Consider the following 14,395-nt stretch of genomic DNA (forward strand, 5'->3'; position numbering starts at 1 on the left):
CCAAGCTGACTGTGAGAGTTCGATTCTCTTCACCCGCTCCAATTCGAATAGTCGCACTCTTAGAGTGCTTTTTTTGTGTTTATAGATAGAACCTCTACCAGGTTTATTACATATAGTATCTCGTAATAAACTAAAGGTAGGGATAAAACATGAACTTTTTAGCTATTCTACTATTCTCTGCATCTGCTACTTGCGATAGTCTTATTATAGGTTTGAGCTATGGTGCAAGAAAAATAAAAATTTGTTTTACAAGTAATTTAATTGTTGGTCTCATTTCTTGCCTGGGTACTATGCTAGGTATGTATATAGGTAATATATTTAATGGTTTTTTGATTGGTTCAATTACGCAATGGATAGGGAGTGCACTGTTATTTTTATTTGGATTTTATATGTTTTATCAGGCCCTATATAAGCAAATAAAAGCTAATAGTGATGTGAAGATTATTAATGATGCTGCTGATTTAGCAGAGAATTTTGATAAGGACCATTCAAAATCTATTGATATTAGAGAAGCTTGTATGTTAGGTTTATTTTTATGTTTGAATAATTTGGGTTTAGGTATTGGTGCTGCTTTAACAGGGCTTAATATTTATATTACATCAGTAACTTGTTTAATTTTAAGTATCTTATTTATTGAATTTGGATGTCGTTTAACATATAATTTTTTAAGTTACAGTACTGTGAAGTATGCAGAGTATATTGCTAGTGTGATTATTATGTTACTGGCTATTTACCAATTGTTCTTTTAGTTTAGGTCAGGATACAAAAGGATGAAGCGTAGTCTTCATCCTTTTGTATTTTATTGTCGTATTAGTACTAATCTGTTTACTGAGATATGTTATAATAAAGTTAGAATAAACTTTCTAATTTATTAAGATATTTATGATAAAATTTATCCATAATAATTCATAATCTTTATTTAGAACTTATAGGTGATAGTATGACATATATAATTAAAACAAATTCTGTTGAAGAAACTCAGTTACTTGCTGAGAAGATTGGTGGTTGGGTTCAACCTGGTATGATTTTGACTTTAGAAGGTGATCTTGGTGCAGGGAAGACAACTTTTACGAAGGGATTTGCAAAAGGTCTTGATATTAAACGAAATGTAAATAGCCCGACGTTTACCATTATTAAGGAATACCAAGGACGTTTACCACTTTATCATATGGATGTGTATCGTTTAGAAAATGGTGCTGAGGATATGGGATTAGATGATTACTTATTTGGTGATGGTGTTTGTGTTGTTGAGTGGGCTAGTATGATTGAAGATATCCTTCCTAAAGAACGTCTAGATATTAAAGTATATCGTGAAGGTGAGAACGATCGCCGTATTGAATTAACTCCTGTAGGGGAATTTTATGAATCAATTCGTGAGGTGTTATAAAAATGTTTGTTTTAGCTATTGATACATCAAATACTACTTTATCGGTTGCTCTTGTTGAGAATAATGAGATATTAATTGAAGTCGTTGAGGCTACTAAGAATGATCATTCAAAGCGTTTGATGCCGACGATTGAAGCCTTATTTAAAAAAGTTAATCGTACCCCTAAAGAGCTTGACTTAATTGCTGTTGCAGAGGGGCCGGGTTCATATACGGGAGTTCGTATTGGAGTGACTGTTGCTAAGACATTAGCGTGGACATTAAATAAACCGTTAGTAGGTGTTTCTAGTTTAGAGATTTTAGCTCGTAATATTAAAGAAGATGCTTATATTATTCCTTTATTTGATGCGCGTCGTCAAACGGTGTTTGCTGGAGTTTATGAAGGAGCGTCATCGAATGTCGTTATTTCAGATGGACACTATGAATTACAAGGTTTATTAGACAATTTATCAAAAAGTGAGAAAAAAATGTATTTCCTTGGTAATGATGTTGCAAGGTACTGGGATTTAATTGAGTCTGTTCTAGGTGATAAGGTAATTAAGGTGGAAGATGAAAATTTAAATATGCCACATGCCTCTGTTTTAGCAAATTTAGCATTAGAAAAGACTCCTGTAGATAATATTCATCATTTTACGCCGAAGTATCATCGTTTACCAGAAGCAGAAATGAATTGGATGTTAGAACAAAAAAATAAGGGATTATAATGATGAATATTCGTTTAATGAGAGAAGAAGATTTATTTCAGGTTACATCGTTACATGATGTATTATTTAAACAATCTTTTAATTTTGAAGATTATGTGCAAGAGAAGATGTTTCATTATGGGATTGTTATTGAAATCGATCATCAAATTGTTGGTTATTTAGTAGGCCAGATTATTTTTGAAATGTCAGATTTATATTATGTTGCTGTAAATCCTGATTACCGATCAAAAGGTTATGGAAGGTTGCTTGTTGAACAATTTATCCAGGATGCGTGTAAAAACGAAGGTGATACGATGTCATTAGAAGTTCGTATGAGTAATCAGGTGGCGATTCATTTATATGAGAAGTGTGGGTTCATTTCTGTTGGAACTCGTGCAAGGTATTATGCAGATGGTGAAGATGCATTATTAATGACTCGTAATTTTAGATAGAAGTTGGTGATAGTCATGGAAAAAGATATTTTAGTATTAGCGGTTGAGAGCAGCTGTGATGAGACGAGTGTTGCGGTTATTAAAAATGGAACTGAGATTTTATCGAATGTAGTTGCATCTCAGATTGAGAGTCATAAACGTTTTGGTGGGGTTGTTCCTGAGGTGGCAAGTCGTCATCATGTTGAGAGTGTGACGCTTGTTTTTGAAGAGGCTTTAAAGGTAGCAAATGTAACTTGGGATGATATTGATGCGATTACGGTGACCGAGGGGCCAGGTTTAATTGGATCATTATTAATTGGGATTAATGCAGCAAAAGCTTTAGCATTTGCTCATGATATTCCATTAGTCGGTGTGCATCATATTGCGGGGCATATTTATGCGAATCAATTAGTGGAACCTTTAGAGTTTCCATTGTTAGCATTAGTCGTTTCAGGTGGCCATACGGAGTTAGTTTATATGAAGGATCACTATCAGTTTGAAGTGATTGGTGAGACGTTAGATGATGCAGTAGGAGAGGCTTATGATAAGGTGGCTCGTACGTTAAGTTTACCGTATCCAGGTGGTCCACATATTGACCGTTTAGCCGCTGTTGGTGAAGATACTTATAAGTTACCTCGTGTTTGGTTAGATAAAGAGTCTTACGATTTTAGTTTCTCTGGGTTAAAATCAGCAGTTATTAATACCGTACATAATGCAAAACAACGTGGTGAGGAGATTGTTCCTGAAAATTTAGCGGCAAGTTTCCAAGCGAGCGTGGTGGAAGTTCTTGTGGAAAAAACGATGCGTGCGGCACGTGAATATAACGTAAAACAAATTATTGTCGCTGGTGGAGTATCAGCCAATAAAGGACTTCGTAAAGGTTTAGAAGAAGCTGTTGCGAAAGATGGCCATATTAAATTAACGGTTCCTCCATTATCACTTTGTACAGATAATGCAGCGATGATTGGTGCTGCAGGAACGATGGCTTATTTAAAAGGGCATCGTAGTGGGATGGATATGAATGGATTATCAGGAATGGAGTTAACTTCATTATAAAAAAGTAGCCGTAAGGCTACTTTTTTATAGTTGTTGTAGAAATTTTTTTGTATAGGTTAGTCTTTCTTCTCCTATTTCTTTCCCAATTGTGGTGAAAAATTCGAATTTATTTTGTCGAATGTCATCAAAGAGTTGGTGTTGTGTTCCTTCGAGTGCAAGTGCTCTAGCTATTTCTGGAGCTCCAATCCGTTCTAAGGTATAGAGGTCATGAACGATTTTTTCTTCTTCTGTCAGAGGTGAGTGTAATTGACGTTCTAAGCTATAAAGACCATCTTTTATTTGATCAGGATCCCAATTTAAGGAGACAAGTTGTGATAAAGTTTGTGCCATAAATTTAGAATCTGTTTGAAGTTTAGTGAGTAATCCAGAGAAGGTTGCTAGGAAATAAAGTTTAGAAAGGTTTAATGTTTTGGTGTCAAAGAAATTAAGATTTTTGACGATACAGTTAAGAGATTCAGGTTGTGGATAGTAAGGAATTACATAAGTGAGATAATCTTGGAGATTTGTACTAGGGATACGTTTGATTCGTCCAAAAAGATGAACATCGTGATAAGTTCCGTTTTGATAGTAGGCTTGGCGACGTGTGCCTTCATGTTCAAAGTTGAGTGATTGGAGTAGTTTTTGGCTAGGTGTATTATAATCATATATTTCTGATTCGATTCGATGAACACCTTGGTTAAATAAGGTAGTTATTAATGTTTCAAGTGCTTCTTTCATGTAACCTTGCCCTCGGTGTGAGCCGAGCCCAAATCTAAGCCAGGCACAAGTTGCATGTTCATCTAACCAATTGATACGGATATATCCGATAGGCTCATTGGTTTCATTGATTACGAGAATGTAGTAGGGGTCATGATTGTTAGTAATATCTGTTTGTTCAGTTTCTGTGGTGAACTCTTTTTGACCTGTGGACATCTCTTGCAGATCAGGATCATTCTTCCATTGGGCTAGAAGTTTTGCATCAGTAATTTCAACGTTTCTTAAGGTTAGTCTTTTTGTTTTCATAGTATTCCTCCATTTTATGAATGTCAACAGAACACTCGTGACTTTAGTCATGGGAGGTTCAAGTGATGTTTAAGTATATGAAAAAGCTCTATCTTATATGAGATAGAGCTAGAGATTTTATTGGTAGGCGATTTGATTAACTCCCCCTTCGTTGTGTTTAATCTGATTTGCCTAGCTAGTGAACAAGATTTTTTGACTCTTTTTTTGAAAATTCCTCCTTTTGTTACATGATATTCACTACATATTGTGGATATTCAAAAAGTCGTCCAAATGGACGACTTTTTTTATGATAAGCTTAATTCTTCCCAAGTTTCCATAGATTCCATGATTAACTCTTCAAGTTCTTCGATTCGAGCTTGAACCTGTGCTGATTTTTGTGTGTCCAGGTAGACTTCTTCTTGGAAAAGCTCAGCTTTTTTATATTCAAGTTCTTCTTCATAGGCGGCGATTTTTGATTCGATGTCCTCTAGTTGACGTTTACGCTGTTGTTCTAATCGTCGCTGTTCTTTTTGTTTTTGGTAATCTGTTACATTGTTAGTTGTTGTTGCGTTTGACTCCTCAGCTAATTTAGCTGCTTCTAGCTCAGCTAGTTGTTGTTTCTTCTCCATATAATCTGAGTAGTTTCCTAAGTATGATACTACCCCATGCGGAGTAACCTCTAAAATGCGGGTTGCGATTTTATCGATGAAGTAACGGTCATGGGAGATGAAGAAGACTGTTCCTTCATAGTCTTCTAGTGAAAGTTCTAGCATTTCTTTACTATCAATATCTAAGTGATTAGTTGGCTCATCTAGAAGTAAGAAGTTATTTTTTTGAAGCATGAGTTTACAAAGTGTTAGTCGAACCTTTTCACCACCAGACAGTTGGTTAACTGTCTTAAAGACGTCATCTCCTGTAAACAGGAAGTTTCCAAGTAATGTACGAATATCTTTTTCTAGTCGCGTCGGGAAGTAGTTCCAAACTTCATTTAAGACGGTGTTATTAGAAGTTAGGTTTGCTTGTTCTTGATCAAAGTATCCCATGTCTAGGCTTTTACCGTAGTAAACTTCTCCCCCTAACTTTGGTAAGTCACCTGCTACTGTTTTAAGGATGGTAGATTTTCCGATTCCATTTGGCCCAATTAAAGCCACACGATCTAGACGATTAATTTGGAAGTCTAGATGATCTGAGATGATTTGATCTGGGTATCCAACTGTTAAATCTTCTACTTTTAGGACGTCATTTCCGCTTCGGCGATCAATTTCAAATGTAATACCGATTGATTTATCGTTGATTTTAGGGATTTCAATACGCTCCATTTTATCTAATAGCTTACGGCGTGATTGAGCACGTTTTGTTGTTGAAGCACGGACGATGTTTCGACTAATGAAGTCTTCCATTTTTGAAATCTCTTTTTGTTGTTTTTCGTATTGCTTCATGAGGGATGCATAGGAAACTGCCTTTTGATCTATATAATCTGAGTAGTTTCCTTTGTACTTCGTACATTTTCGATACTCAATTTCATAGACCGTTGTTGCAATCTGATCGATAAAATAGCGGTCATGTGAGACGATAACTACGGCACCTGAATATTTTTTTAGGTATCCTTCCAACCATTCGATTGTATCGATGTCTAAGTGGTTAGTAGGCTCATCGAGAATTAGAACATCTGGTTTTTGAAGAAGGAGTTTGGCAAGAGCCAATCTTGTTTTTTGTCCTCCACTTAAGTTTGAGATTTTTTGGTCAAAGCCAATCTCATTGAATTTAAATCGATTGAGAATATTATTGATTTCAGATTCGTAAGTATAACCACTCATTAATTCAAAGCGATGATTTAAGTTTTGATATTGTTCAATAATTCTTAAGTATTGTTCGCTGCTTGGGTCTTCTTCAGCCATTTTAAGGCTTAGCTCTTCAAGCTGGCCTTTTAGTTTGATTGTTTCAGCGAAGACGCTTAACATTTCATTATAGATGGTGTCATTTGAATTAACGTGGCTTGATTGGGCAAAATAGCCTAGGATGACACTTTGTGGCTTGTGGATTTCTCCACTATCGAGGTCGATTTCATCAGCAATCATTTTTAATAGTGTTGATTTACCGGCACCATTACGTCCAACAACGGCAATACGCTCCCCTTTTTTGACTTCAAATTGCACATTTTCAAGAATGGGAGTTCCTGAATAGAGCTTTGTCAATTTGCTAGTTTGTAATAAGATCATTTTGTTTCTCCTTTATATATTAACTTATCAGTAGATATTCGGATTTTATTGTATTTATTTATAAGTATAATGCTTAAAGAAGAGATAAGCAACGGACACTGGATGAAATAATAGTCGAATTTTAAAACAATTTAACATATAGACGTTTTATGCTTCTGACAGTATTCACATTGAATTATTTTCATGTTATTATTGAAATATGGTAAAGGAGGTTTTCTATGTTATCAAATATTCCAAATGCAACGATTAAAAGGTTAGCACTTTATCGTCGCTGTTTCGTTGAATTAGATGAAATGGGCGTTAAACGAATTCAGTCAGGTGAATTAAGCCAAAAAATAGGGATTGATTCTGCTACTATTCGACGTGATTTTTCATATTTAGGTGAATTAGGTCGTCAAGGATATGGATATGAGGTACGCGTTGTTTTAGAGGCATTTAATAATTTATTGAAAACAGAGGATGCACAGAGCTGTGTTTTAATTGGGGTCGGAAACTTAGGGCGTGCACTATTAAAGTATTTTAGCTCAGATAAGTTTAAGAAACGTGTATTTAGAACACCAGTTAACTTAATTGCAGGGTTTGATACAGATGAAAGCTTAGTTGGACAATGTGTAGGTGAATTGCCTCTTTATCATTTAAATGATTTAAAATCGTATATTGAAGAACACCGTGTTACTTATGTTATTTTAACAGTACCACCGACAGTTGCTCAAAGTGTTGCAACATCATTAGAAGGGTTAGGTATTAAAGGTATTTTAAATTTATCTTCTACAGTGATTAATGTGAGTGAAGACATTACCGTTCATGAAGTAGATTTAAATATGGAGTTAGAGACATTATTCTTCTATGTTTTTCAAAAAGAACAAGCAAAACATTAGTACTTTTTAAATTTCGTCCGTTATAAGCTTATAATCAATTGATTATAAGCTTTTTTTCTTTTTACAGGCGATGAATAATGGTAAAATAATGTTATTTTATTGAAAACTATTCAATACATCAGTATAATTATGAGCGATGATAGCGTTTGTCAAACTTAATGGTGATTTTATAACATCAATTAAGGTCATACTAACGATGTCAAATATAATATTCAAGACGTTGCATTCGAAAGAAGCGACAGTGGAGGAGAAGAAAAATGAATCAATCAAGAAAGAAAACCAAGTTTTTAGTTTTACTAACGATGTTTTGTAGTATTCAAGTTGTTTTAATGTTAACACCACTTGGATATATTCCATTAGGCCCAGTTCGTGCCACAACCATGCATATTCCAGTTATTTTAGCAGGAATTTTATTGGGAGTCAAAGGTGGAGCTATTACAGGATTAGTTTTTGGATTGAGTAGTGTGATTATTAATACGATTACCCCAACGATTACATCATTTGTATTTACCCCATTTTATTCATTAGGTGAATATCATGGAAACTTCATGAGTTTAGTTATTGCTATTGGTCCACGTGTCTTACTTGGGGTATTAGCTGCAGTGATTTATCATTGGTTTAAAAATAAAAATAATAAAATGAGATTATTCGGTAGTGGAGTTACGGCTTTAGTTTGTACGTTAATTCACTCCATTTTAGTGCTTGGAATGATCTACTTATTCTTTGGTCCAAGTTATGCGGCAGCCAAAGGAGTTGAAGTTTCAGCTTTATTTGGCTTATTACTAGGAATCATTACGACAAATAGTGTAATCGAAGCCATCTTAGCTACATTAATTATTGCACCATTAACGAAGGTGTTAGAACCAATTACGAAGAAGGTGATTTAGTTGAACAAAAAGACTATTGTATTGGGAGTTTGTGGGGGAATTGCAGCTTATAAAAGTGCACAACTTGCAAGTAGTCTATATAAAAAAGGTTATGATGTTCATGTCATTATGACGAAAAATGCTACAGAATTTATTACACCGATGACATTTGAAACATTAACTCATAATCGTGTATCTGTTGGAACGTTTGATCGCAATTTCCAGTATGATGTGAATCATATTTCATTAGCTAAGCGCGCAGATTTATTTGTTGTGGCTCCAGCTTCAGCAAATTGTATTGCGAAGTTTGCTCATGGATTAGCGGATGATATGTTGACGACAACGTTTTTAGCCGCGTCTTGCCCAAAACTCATTGCACCTGCAATGAATACAGGAATGTTAAATAATCCAATCACACAGCATAATATTGAGATTTGTAAAAAATATGGAATGACTTTTGTTGAATCAGATAGTGGTTATTTAGCATGTGGAGATGTTGGGAAAGGTCGTTTGGCAGAAATTGAGGATATTGAAGATGCCATTGAAAGTTTATTAGTTAAGGACAAGCCTTTAAAAGGAATGAAAGTTGTCGTAACCGCAGGCCCAACTCAAGAAGATTTAGATCCAGTTCGTTTCATGACGAATCATTCAAGTGGGAAGATGGGGTATGCAGTGGCACGTGCTGCTCGTAATTTAGGTGCGGATGTGACGTTAGTAACTGGACCTGTTTCATTAAGAAAGCCAGTGTTCATGGATATTGTTGAGGTTAGAACAGCGATTCAAATGTTTGAAGCAGTCGAGGCTCTAAAAGATGATTATGATATTTTAGTGAAATCAGCAGCCATTTCAGATTACCGAGTGAAGCGTGTGAGTGATCATAAAATGAAAAAGCAAGGTAATCAGTTGACGATTGATTTTGTAACCAATCCAGATATCTTAGCTCATATGGGGCAGTTAAAAAAGGCGGATCAAGTTGTTTGTGGGTTTGCTATGGAGACTCAAGATTTAGTTGAGAATGCTACGAAGAAGTTAGTGAATAAAGGTGCTGACTTGATTGTTGCAAATCAGTTAAATGAAGATGCAGCGGGATTCAAAAAGGATACGAATGTAGTGACGATGTTAACGGGTGAGGACGTAACGAAGTTAGATGTCATGTCTAAAGAAGCACTTGGTTATGAGATTATGAATCGTTTATTACAGATTTTAGTGAAGAAAAGAGGGATAGTATGTTAGTCGTTATTGATGTAGGAAATACGAATATTACACTAGGAGTTTATGACCAGGATGAATTAATTGCAAATTTTCGGCTAACGACTAAATTGCAACGAACATCAGATGAATTTGGAATTACGTTATTTTCATTCTTCCAAACAAAGAATATTGATCCAAAGGGGGTTGAGGATGTTTTAATCTCCAGCGTTGTGCCTAAGATTATGCATTCTTTAACAAATGCTATTCGTAAGTATTTTAATATTGAACCAATCATTGTCGGCCCAGGTATTAAGACCGGTATTAGTGTGAAAACTGAAAATCCAAGAGAGGTGGGAGCTGATCGTATTGTTGATATTGCAGCAGCATATCATATTTATGGTGGTCCAGCGCTTGTTATTGATTTTGGGACGGCAACAACCTATGATTATGTCAATGAAAATGGTGAGTTTGAGTTTGGGGTCACGTCACCAGGAATTGAGATTTCTGCTCAAGCTTTATGGACACAAGCTGCAAAGTTACCTGAAATTGAAATTAAAAAGCCTGCGACGATTATGTGTCGTAATACGATTACGAGTATGCAAGGTGGATTAGTTTATGGTTATATCGGTCAAACGGAATACATTATCAAAAAAGTAAAGGAAGCTGTTGGTAAAGACATTAAAGTGGTAGCGACTGGTGGACTTGGGCGTATCATTTATAATGAAACTGATATGATTGATATTTATGATCCAGATTTAGCTTTTAAAGGAATGAAAGTTATTTATCATAAAACAAAGGGATAAGAAGATTATTGATCGTTGATAAAAAGGAATCAAATGTATTTGGTTCTTTTTTTATGTTCAGGCAAAACAAAAGGAAAATTATGGATTTGTTATTGAAAGTAATCACAGATTTAAATATAATAGGAGAAGTAATTCTACTAATGAGACTTAATGATGATCAGTTGACATCAATTAAGTAAAGCGTTAGGGGGATTAAAAATATTATTCAAGACGTTGCATTCAGAAGAAGCGACAGTGGAGGAGAAAGAAATGAATCAATCAAGTAAGAAAACCAAGTATTTAGTTTTAGTCACCATGTTTTGTAGTATTGAGGTATTATTGATGTTTACCCCTCTTGGATTTATTCCAATTGGGCCGATGAAGGCCACAACCATGCATATTCCGGTTATTTTAGCAGGGATTTTATTAGGAATCAAAGGGGGTGCAATTACTGGTCTTGTCTTTGGGATTTCGAGTGTTGTCAATGCCACGATTAATCCAACGATTTTATCATTTGTATTTACGCCTTTTTATTCGCTTGGCGAGTATCACGGAAATTTCATGAGCTTAGTTATTGCTATTGTACCTCGTGTATTGTTAGGCGTATTAGGTGGTTTAATTTATAGTTGGTTTAAAAATCGAGATAAAAATATGATTGGCGGAGGCGTAACAGCACTATTGTGTACAGTTCTACATACGGCGATGGTATTAGGAATGATTTATATCTTTTTTGGACCAAGTTATGCAGCTGCTCAAGGGTTAGATACAACACAGTTATTAATGGCCTTAATTGGATTGGTATTTACAAATGGTGTTTTAGAAGCCTGTGTAGCTACAGTTGTAATTGTACCATTAGTAAAAGTACTAGAGCCAATGGCTCAAAAAATGGGCTTAACTCATATGAATATAAAGTTAAATAAAGTTGAACGCTAGAGCTTTAAGCTAGGAGTAATTTTCCTAGTTTTTTTTGATTCGTCAAATAATTGATTTTAGTAGGTGATTTTGATAGAAGAATAGGAATAAATGTTAATATTAAGCATATTAATCATTAGGTAGACTATAATAAAAAGGATTTTGGTTTAAAGTATTGCCATTATTTATTCATCTTTGTATAATTTATTTAATAGCACTCATATAGGTAGAGTGCTAAAACGAGGAGGGACATACATGTTAAAACCATTAAACAATAATGTTGTACTTGAGATTGTTGAGGTTGAAAAGACAACAGCTAGTGGAATCATTCTTTCGGGAGAAGCTTCAAAACCAAAACATTCAGAAGGAGTTGTAGTTGCCATTGGTGATGGAAAGTTATTAGATAATGGGAAACGTCATCCAATAACTGTTGAGGTGGGGCAACGTGTTATCTATAACGGATTTGGTGGAACAAAGGTCTCACATCAAGGAAAAGAATTAGTTATTTTATCCCAAGATGATATTTTAGCAATTGTTGAGTAAGTTAAATTTAGTTTAATATATTAATTTTGATTTAAGGGAGGATTTAATATTATGGCAAAAGAAATTTTATTTGCTGAAGATGCACGTCGTGCGATGATTCGTGGAGTGGATAAATTAGCGGATACAGTAAAAGTAACGTTAGGGCCAAAAGGTCGAAATGTCATTTTAGAGCAAAAGTTTGGAACGCCTCAAATTATTAATGATGGGGTTTCAATTGCAAAAGAAATTGAATTAGAAGATAAGTTTGAAAATATGGGAGCTCGTTTAGTAGCTCAAGTTGCAAGTCGTACGAATGATGTAGCTGGAGATGGAACAACAACGGCAACGGTTTTAGCTCAAGCGATGATTCGTGAAGGAAATAAAAATATTGTAGCGGGAGCTAATCCAATAACGATTCGTCGTGGAATTGAGCGTGCTGTGAAAGTGGCTGTTGAAGCATTAAAGGCTAATTCTAAGCCAATCGAAGGAAAAGAATCAATTGCTAATGTAGCTGCGATTTCTGCTGCAGATGAAGAAATCGGGAAATTAATTGCTGAAGCTATGGAACGTGTTGGTAATGATGGAGTGATTACTTTAGAAGAGTCTAAAGGCTTCGAAACAACAATGGATATTGTTGAAGGAATGCAATTTGATCGTGGATATTTATCATCTTATATGGTGACAGATACAGATAAAATGGAAGCTGTTTTAGATAATCCATACATTTTAGTCACAGATTCTAAAGTTGGTACGTTACAAGACATCTTACCAATTCTTGAGCAGTTAGTTCAAACAGGACGTCCAATGATTATCATTGCTGATGATATTGAAAATGAAGCATTAGCAGCATTAGTTGTTAATAAATTACGTGGAACATTCAATGTGGTAGCTGTTAAAGCACCTGGATTTGGTGATCGTCGTAAACGTATGCTTGAAGATATCTCAATTTTAACTGGTGCTCAATTAATTACTGAGGAGTTAGGATTAGACCTTAAAAATACAACATTAGATCAATGTGGACGCGCTGGACGTGTGATTGTAACAAAAAATCATACAACCATTGTTGAAGGAACTGGTTCACAAATTGATATTCAAGCTCGTATTGCTCAAATTCGTGCAGAGTTAGAAAATACGACTTCAGAATTTGATAAAGAAAAATTATTAGAACGTTTAGCAAAATTAAGTGGAGGAGTTGCCGTGATTAAGGTTGGGGCAGCGACTGAAACTGAATTAAAAGAACGTAAATTACGTATTGAAGATGCTTTAAATGCGACACGTGCAGCGGTTCAAGAAGGGATTGTTGCTGGTGGTGGAACAGCTTATATGAATATTTACAATGATGTCGCTAAAATTGAAGCAATTGGTGATGAGGCAACTGGGGTTCAAATCGTTTTAAAAGCTTTAGAAGCCCCAATTCGCCAAATTGCTGAAAATGCTGGAATTGAAGGTTCAATTATTGTCTATAAATTAAAAGAGTTAGATCCGGGATTTGGATATAATGCAGCAACTGATGAGTTTGTGGATATGTTTAAATCAGGTATTGTGGATCCAACGAAAGTCACTCGTTCTGCTTTACAAAATGCAGCGAGTATTTCAGCTTCATTCTTAACTGCTGAAGCAGCTGTTGTGGAAATTGAAAAGCCACAAGCAGTTCAAGCCCCAAGTGATATGGGTGGAATGGGAATGATGTAATAAAAAATCTCTAGATTTATCTAGAGATTTTTTTTATGATGAAATAAGATAAGTTATAATAAAGAAGATAACTATTGGAGGTTTTTATGAAGGGAATCGGAACAGATATTATCGAGATTAAACGTATTAAACAATTAAACCACCGTGAACGCTTTATCCATAAATTATTAAGTGAAGAAGAGTTTAGGTTATATCAATCCTTCCAGCATGAAAAAAGGCAGAATGAATTTTTAGCAGGACGTTGGGCAGCCAAAGAAGCTTTATATAAAGCGTTAGGATCCTATTGTGATGGAAAATCATATAAAGACTTTAGTATTATGAATGATGAACGAGGAAAGCCTTATTTATTAAGCCCAATGCTTGAAAACGTTCATATTAGTATTAGTCACTGTGAGAATTATGCGGTTGCATTTGTCATTTGGGCATAAAAAAATCAGCTAAATTTAGCTGATTTTTTTATTGAATTAGTAACGTCTATCTGGTGCAAATAGTAAACCAATATTAATAAGTCCGGCAATTCCTACTAAGGCGTAAACAACGCGTGAGATGATTGCATCTTGTCCGCCAAATAAGAATGCAACAAGATCGAATTGGAAGAATCCAATAAGACCCCAGTTAATTGCACCAATTACCGTTAAAATCAAAGCAATACGTTGAATTAACGACATAGTTTTCGCTCCTTCCTATTTTGGATATTTATAGTATTTAATTAATAAGGGAGTTTTATGTATTAGAAAGCATAAATTAATTTAATATTTCATAGTATTAATTGAAATTGAACTTAATAAAGAGGTGGAT

16 protein-coding genes are annotated in these 14,395 nt (G+C 34.9%); 13 read left to right on the forward strand and 3 right to left on the reverse strand.

The genetic code is table 11. From position 1 onward, the window contains the following. Positions 1–149 precede the first annotated feature (149 nt). The 5 genes from ytaF to tsaD all read left to right on the forward strand — a co-directional run bounded on the left by ytaF (position 150) and on the right by tsaD (position 3,554). Positions 150–749 (forward strand): sporulation membrane protein YtaF, encoded by a 600-nt coding sequence (gene ytaF / locus NEH75_RS10670; RefSeq protein WP_055277692.1) that lies wholly within the window; start codon positions 150–152, stop codon positions 747–749. 191 nt (positions 750–940) lie between these two features. Further along, on the forward strand, positions 941–1,387 hold the full coding sequence (gene tsaE / locus NEH75_RS10675; RefSeq protein ID WP_055241348.1) for a tRNA (adenosine(37)-N6)-threonylcarbamoyltransferase complex ATPase subunit type 1 TsaE: 447 nt from the start codon (positions 941–943) through the stop codon (positions 1,385–1,387). Positions 1,388–1,389: 2 nt separating this feature from the next. After that, positions 1,390–2,088: a tRNA (adenosine(37)-N6)-threonylcarbamoyltransferase complex dimerization subunit type 1 TsaB gene (tsaB, locus tag NEH75_RS10680; RefSeq protein WP_055241346.1), complete on the forward strand. Its 699-nt coding sequence runs from the start codon at positions 1,390–1,392 to the stop codon at positions 2,086–2,088. A gap of 2 nt (positions 2,089–2,090) precedes the next feature. Next, positions 2,091–2,519, forward strand: coding sequence for a ribosomal protein S18-alanine N-acetyltransferase (gene rimI, locus NEH75_RS10685; RefSeq protein WP_262948859.1), 429 nt, complete (start codon positions 2,091–2,093; stop codon positions 2,517–2,519). 15 nt (positions 2,520–2,534) lie between these two features. Beyond that, on the forward strand, positions 2,535–3,554 hold the full coding sequence (gene tsaD / locus NEH75_RS10690; protein WP_055277697.1) for a tRNA (adenosine(37)-N6)-threonylcarbamoyltransferase complex transferase subunit TsaD: 1,020 nt from the start codon (positions 2,535–2,537) through the stop codon (positions 3,552–3,554). 24 nt (positions 3,555–3,578) lie between these two features. On the opposite strand, the gene NEH75_RS10695 is transcribed toward tsaD, so the two are convergent. Continuing rightward, the gene (locus NEH75_RS10695; protein ID WP_262948860.1) at positions 3,579–4,556 is read right to left on the reverse strand and encodes a GNAT family N-acetyltransferase; all 978 of its coding nucleotides are present in this window, start codon (positions 4,554–4,556) and stop codon (positions 3,579–3,581) included. Positions 4,557–4,840: 284 nt separating this feature from the next. Next, positions 4,841–6,754, reverse strand: coding sequence for an ABC-F family ATP-binding cassette domain-containing protein (locus NEH75_RS10700; RefSeq protein WP_262948861.1), 1,914 nt, complete (start codon positions 6,752–6,754; stop codon positions 4,841–4,843). Positions 6,755–6,972: 218 nt separating this feature from the next. On the opposite strand from NEH75_RS10700, the gene NEH75_RS10705 reads away from it, so the two are divergent. From NEH75_RS10705 to acpS, 8 genes are all read left to right on the forward strand, one after another. Continuing rightward, positions 6,973–7,632 carry a redox-sensing transcriptional repressor Rex gene (locus tag NEH75_RS10705; protein WP_055241339.1) on the forward strand — a complete coding sequence of 220 codons (660 nt, stop codon included), beginning with the start codon at positions 6,973–6,975 and terminating at the stop codon, positions 7,630–7,632. A 257-nt stretch (positions 7,633–7,889) separates the two neighbouring features. Beyond that, positions 7,890–8,519: an ECF transporter S component gene (locus NEH75_RS10710; protein WP_262948862.1), complete on the forward strand. Its 630-nt coding sequence runs from the start codon at positions 7,890–7,892 to the stop codon at positions 8,517–8,519. Further along, the gene (gene coaBC, locus NEH75_RS10715) at positions 8,520–9,731 is read left to right on the forward strand and encodes a bifunctional phosphopantothenoylcysteine decarboxylase/phosphopantothenate--cysteine ligase CoaBC (protein WP_262948863.1); all 1,212 of its coding nucleotides are present in this window, start codon (positions 8,520–8,522) and stop codon (positions 9,729–9,731) included. It begins immediately after the preceding gene. Next, the gene (locus tag NEH75_RS10720; protein WP_055241331.1) at positions 9,725–10,492 is read left to right on the forward strand and encodes a type III pantothenate kinase; all 768 of its coding nucleotides are present in this window, start codon (positions 9,725–9,727) and stop codon (positions 10,490–10,492) included. The genes coaBC and NEH75_RS10720 overlap by 7 nt, the downstream gene beginning before the upstream one ends. A gap of 249 nt (positions 10,493–10,741) precedes the next feature. Beyond that, positions 10,742–11,404, forward strand: a complete 663-nt coding sequence (locus NEH75_RS10725; RefSeq protein ID WP_262948864.1) for an ECF transporter S component — start codon at positions 10,742–10,744, stop codon at positions 11,402–11,404. A gap of 234 nt (positions 11,405–11,638) precedes the next feature. Further along, entirely contained in the window at positions 11,639–11,926 is a 288-nt protein-coding gene (locus tag NEH75_RS10730; protein ID WP_055241328.1) for a co-chaperone GroES, read from the forward strand. Positions 11,927–11,977: 51 nt separating this feature from the next. Beyond that, complete coding sequence (gene groL / locus NEH75_RS10735; RefSeq protein ID WP_262948865.1) at positions 11,978–13,597, forward strand: chaperonin GroEL; 1,620 nt, start codon at positions 11,978–11,980, stop codon at positions 13,595–13,597. 86 nt (positions 13,598–13,683) lie between these two features. After that, a complete protein-coding gene (acpS, locus tag NEH75_RS10740; protein WP_055241325.1) occupies positions 13,684–14,025 on the forward strand; it encodes a holo-ACP synthase in 342 nt (113 codons plus the stop codon). Between the two features lie 36 nt (positions 14,026–14,061). Here the strand turns inward: acpS and NEH75_RS10745 are convergent, their stop codons facing one another. Further along, entirely contained in the window at positions 14,062–14,265 is a 204-nt protein-coding gene (locus NEH75_RS10745) for a DUF378 domain-containing protein (protein WP_055241323.1), read from the reverse strand. Positions 14,266–14,395 lie beyond the last annotated feature (130 nt).

Origin of the sequence: Turicibacter sp. T129, from assembly GCF_025594975.1 — a bacterium.
In the GTDB taxonomy this organism is placed as follows: Bacteria; Bacillota_I; Bacilli_A; order MOL361; family Turicibacteraceae; genus Turicibacter; species Turicibacter bilis.

What these genes read in the sequence shown, in the direction of transcription:
- NEH75_RS10730 (WP_055241328.1), top strand. Translation starts at nt 11,639, where the DNA reads ATGTTAAAACCATTAAACAATAATGTTGTACTTGAGATTGTTGAGGTT.
- NEH75_RS10720 (WP_055241331.1), top strand. Translation starts at nt 9,725, where the DNA reads ATGTTAGTCGTTATTGATGTAGGAAATACGAATATTACACTAGGAGTT.
- NEH75_RS10700 (WP_262948861.1), bottom strand. Translation starts at nt 6,754, where the DNA reads ATGATCTTATTACAAACTAGCAAATTGACAAAGCTCTATTCAGGAACT.
- tsaB (WP_055241346.1), top strand. Translation starts at nt 1,390, where the DNA reads ATGTTTGTTTTAGCTATTGATACATCAAATACTACTTTATCGGTTGCT.
- rimI (WP_262948859.1), top strand. Translation starts at nt 2,091, where the DNA reads ATGAATATTCGTTTAATGAGAGAAGAAGATTTATTTCAGGTTACATCG.
- NEH75_RS10705 (WP_055241339.1), top strand. Translation starts at nt 6,973, where the DNA reads ATGTTATCAAATATTCCAAATGCAACGATTAAAAGGTTAGCACTTTAT.
- ytaF (WP_055277692.1), top strand. Translation starts at nt 150, where the DNA reads ATGAACTTTTTAGCTATTCTACTATTCTCTGCATCTGCTACTTGCGAT.
- NEH75_RS10745 (WP_055241323.1), bottom strand. Translation starts at nt 14,265, where the DNA reads ATGTCGTTAATTCAACGTATTGCTTTGATTTTAACGGTAATTGGTGCA.
- NEH75_RS10695 (WP_262948860.1), bottom strand. Translation starts at nt 4,556, where the DNA reads ATGAAAACAAAAAGACTAACCTTAAGAAACGTTGAAATTACTGATGCA.
- groL (WP_262948865.1), top strand. Translation starts at nt 11,978, where the DNA reads ATGGCAAAAGAAATTTTATTTGCTGAAGATGCACGTCGTGCGATGATT.
- NEH75_RS10725 (WP_262948864.1), top strand. Translation starts at nt 10,742, where the DNA reads ATGAATCAATCAAGTAAGAAAACCAAGTATTTAGTTTTAGTCACCATG.
- tsaE (WP_055241348.1), top strand. Translation starts at nt 941, where the DNA reads ATGACATATATAATTAAAACAAATTCTGTTGAAGAAACTCAGTTACTT.
- NEH75_RS10710 (WP_262948862.1), top strand. Translation starts at nt 7,890, where the DNA reads ATGAATCAATCAAGAAAGAAAACCAAGTTTTTAGTTTTACTAACGATG.
- tsaD (WP_055277697.1), top strand. Translation starts at nt 2,535, where the DNA reads ATGGAAAAAGATATTTTAGTATTAGCGGTTGAGAGCAGCTGTGATGAG.
- acpS (WP_055241325.1), top strand. Translation starts at nt 13,684, where the DNA reads ATGAAGGGAATCGGAACAGATATTATCGAGATTAAACGTATTAAACAA.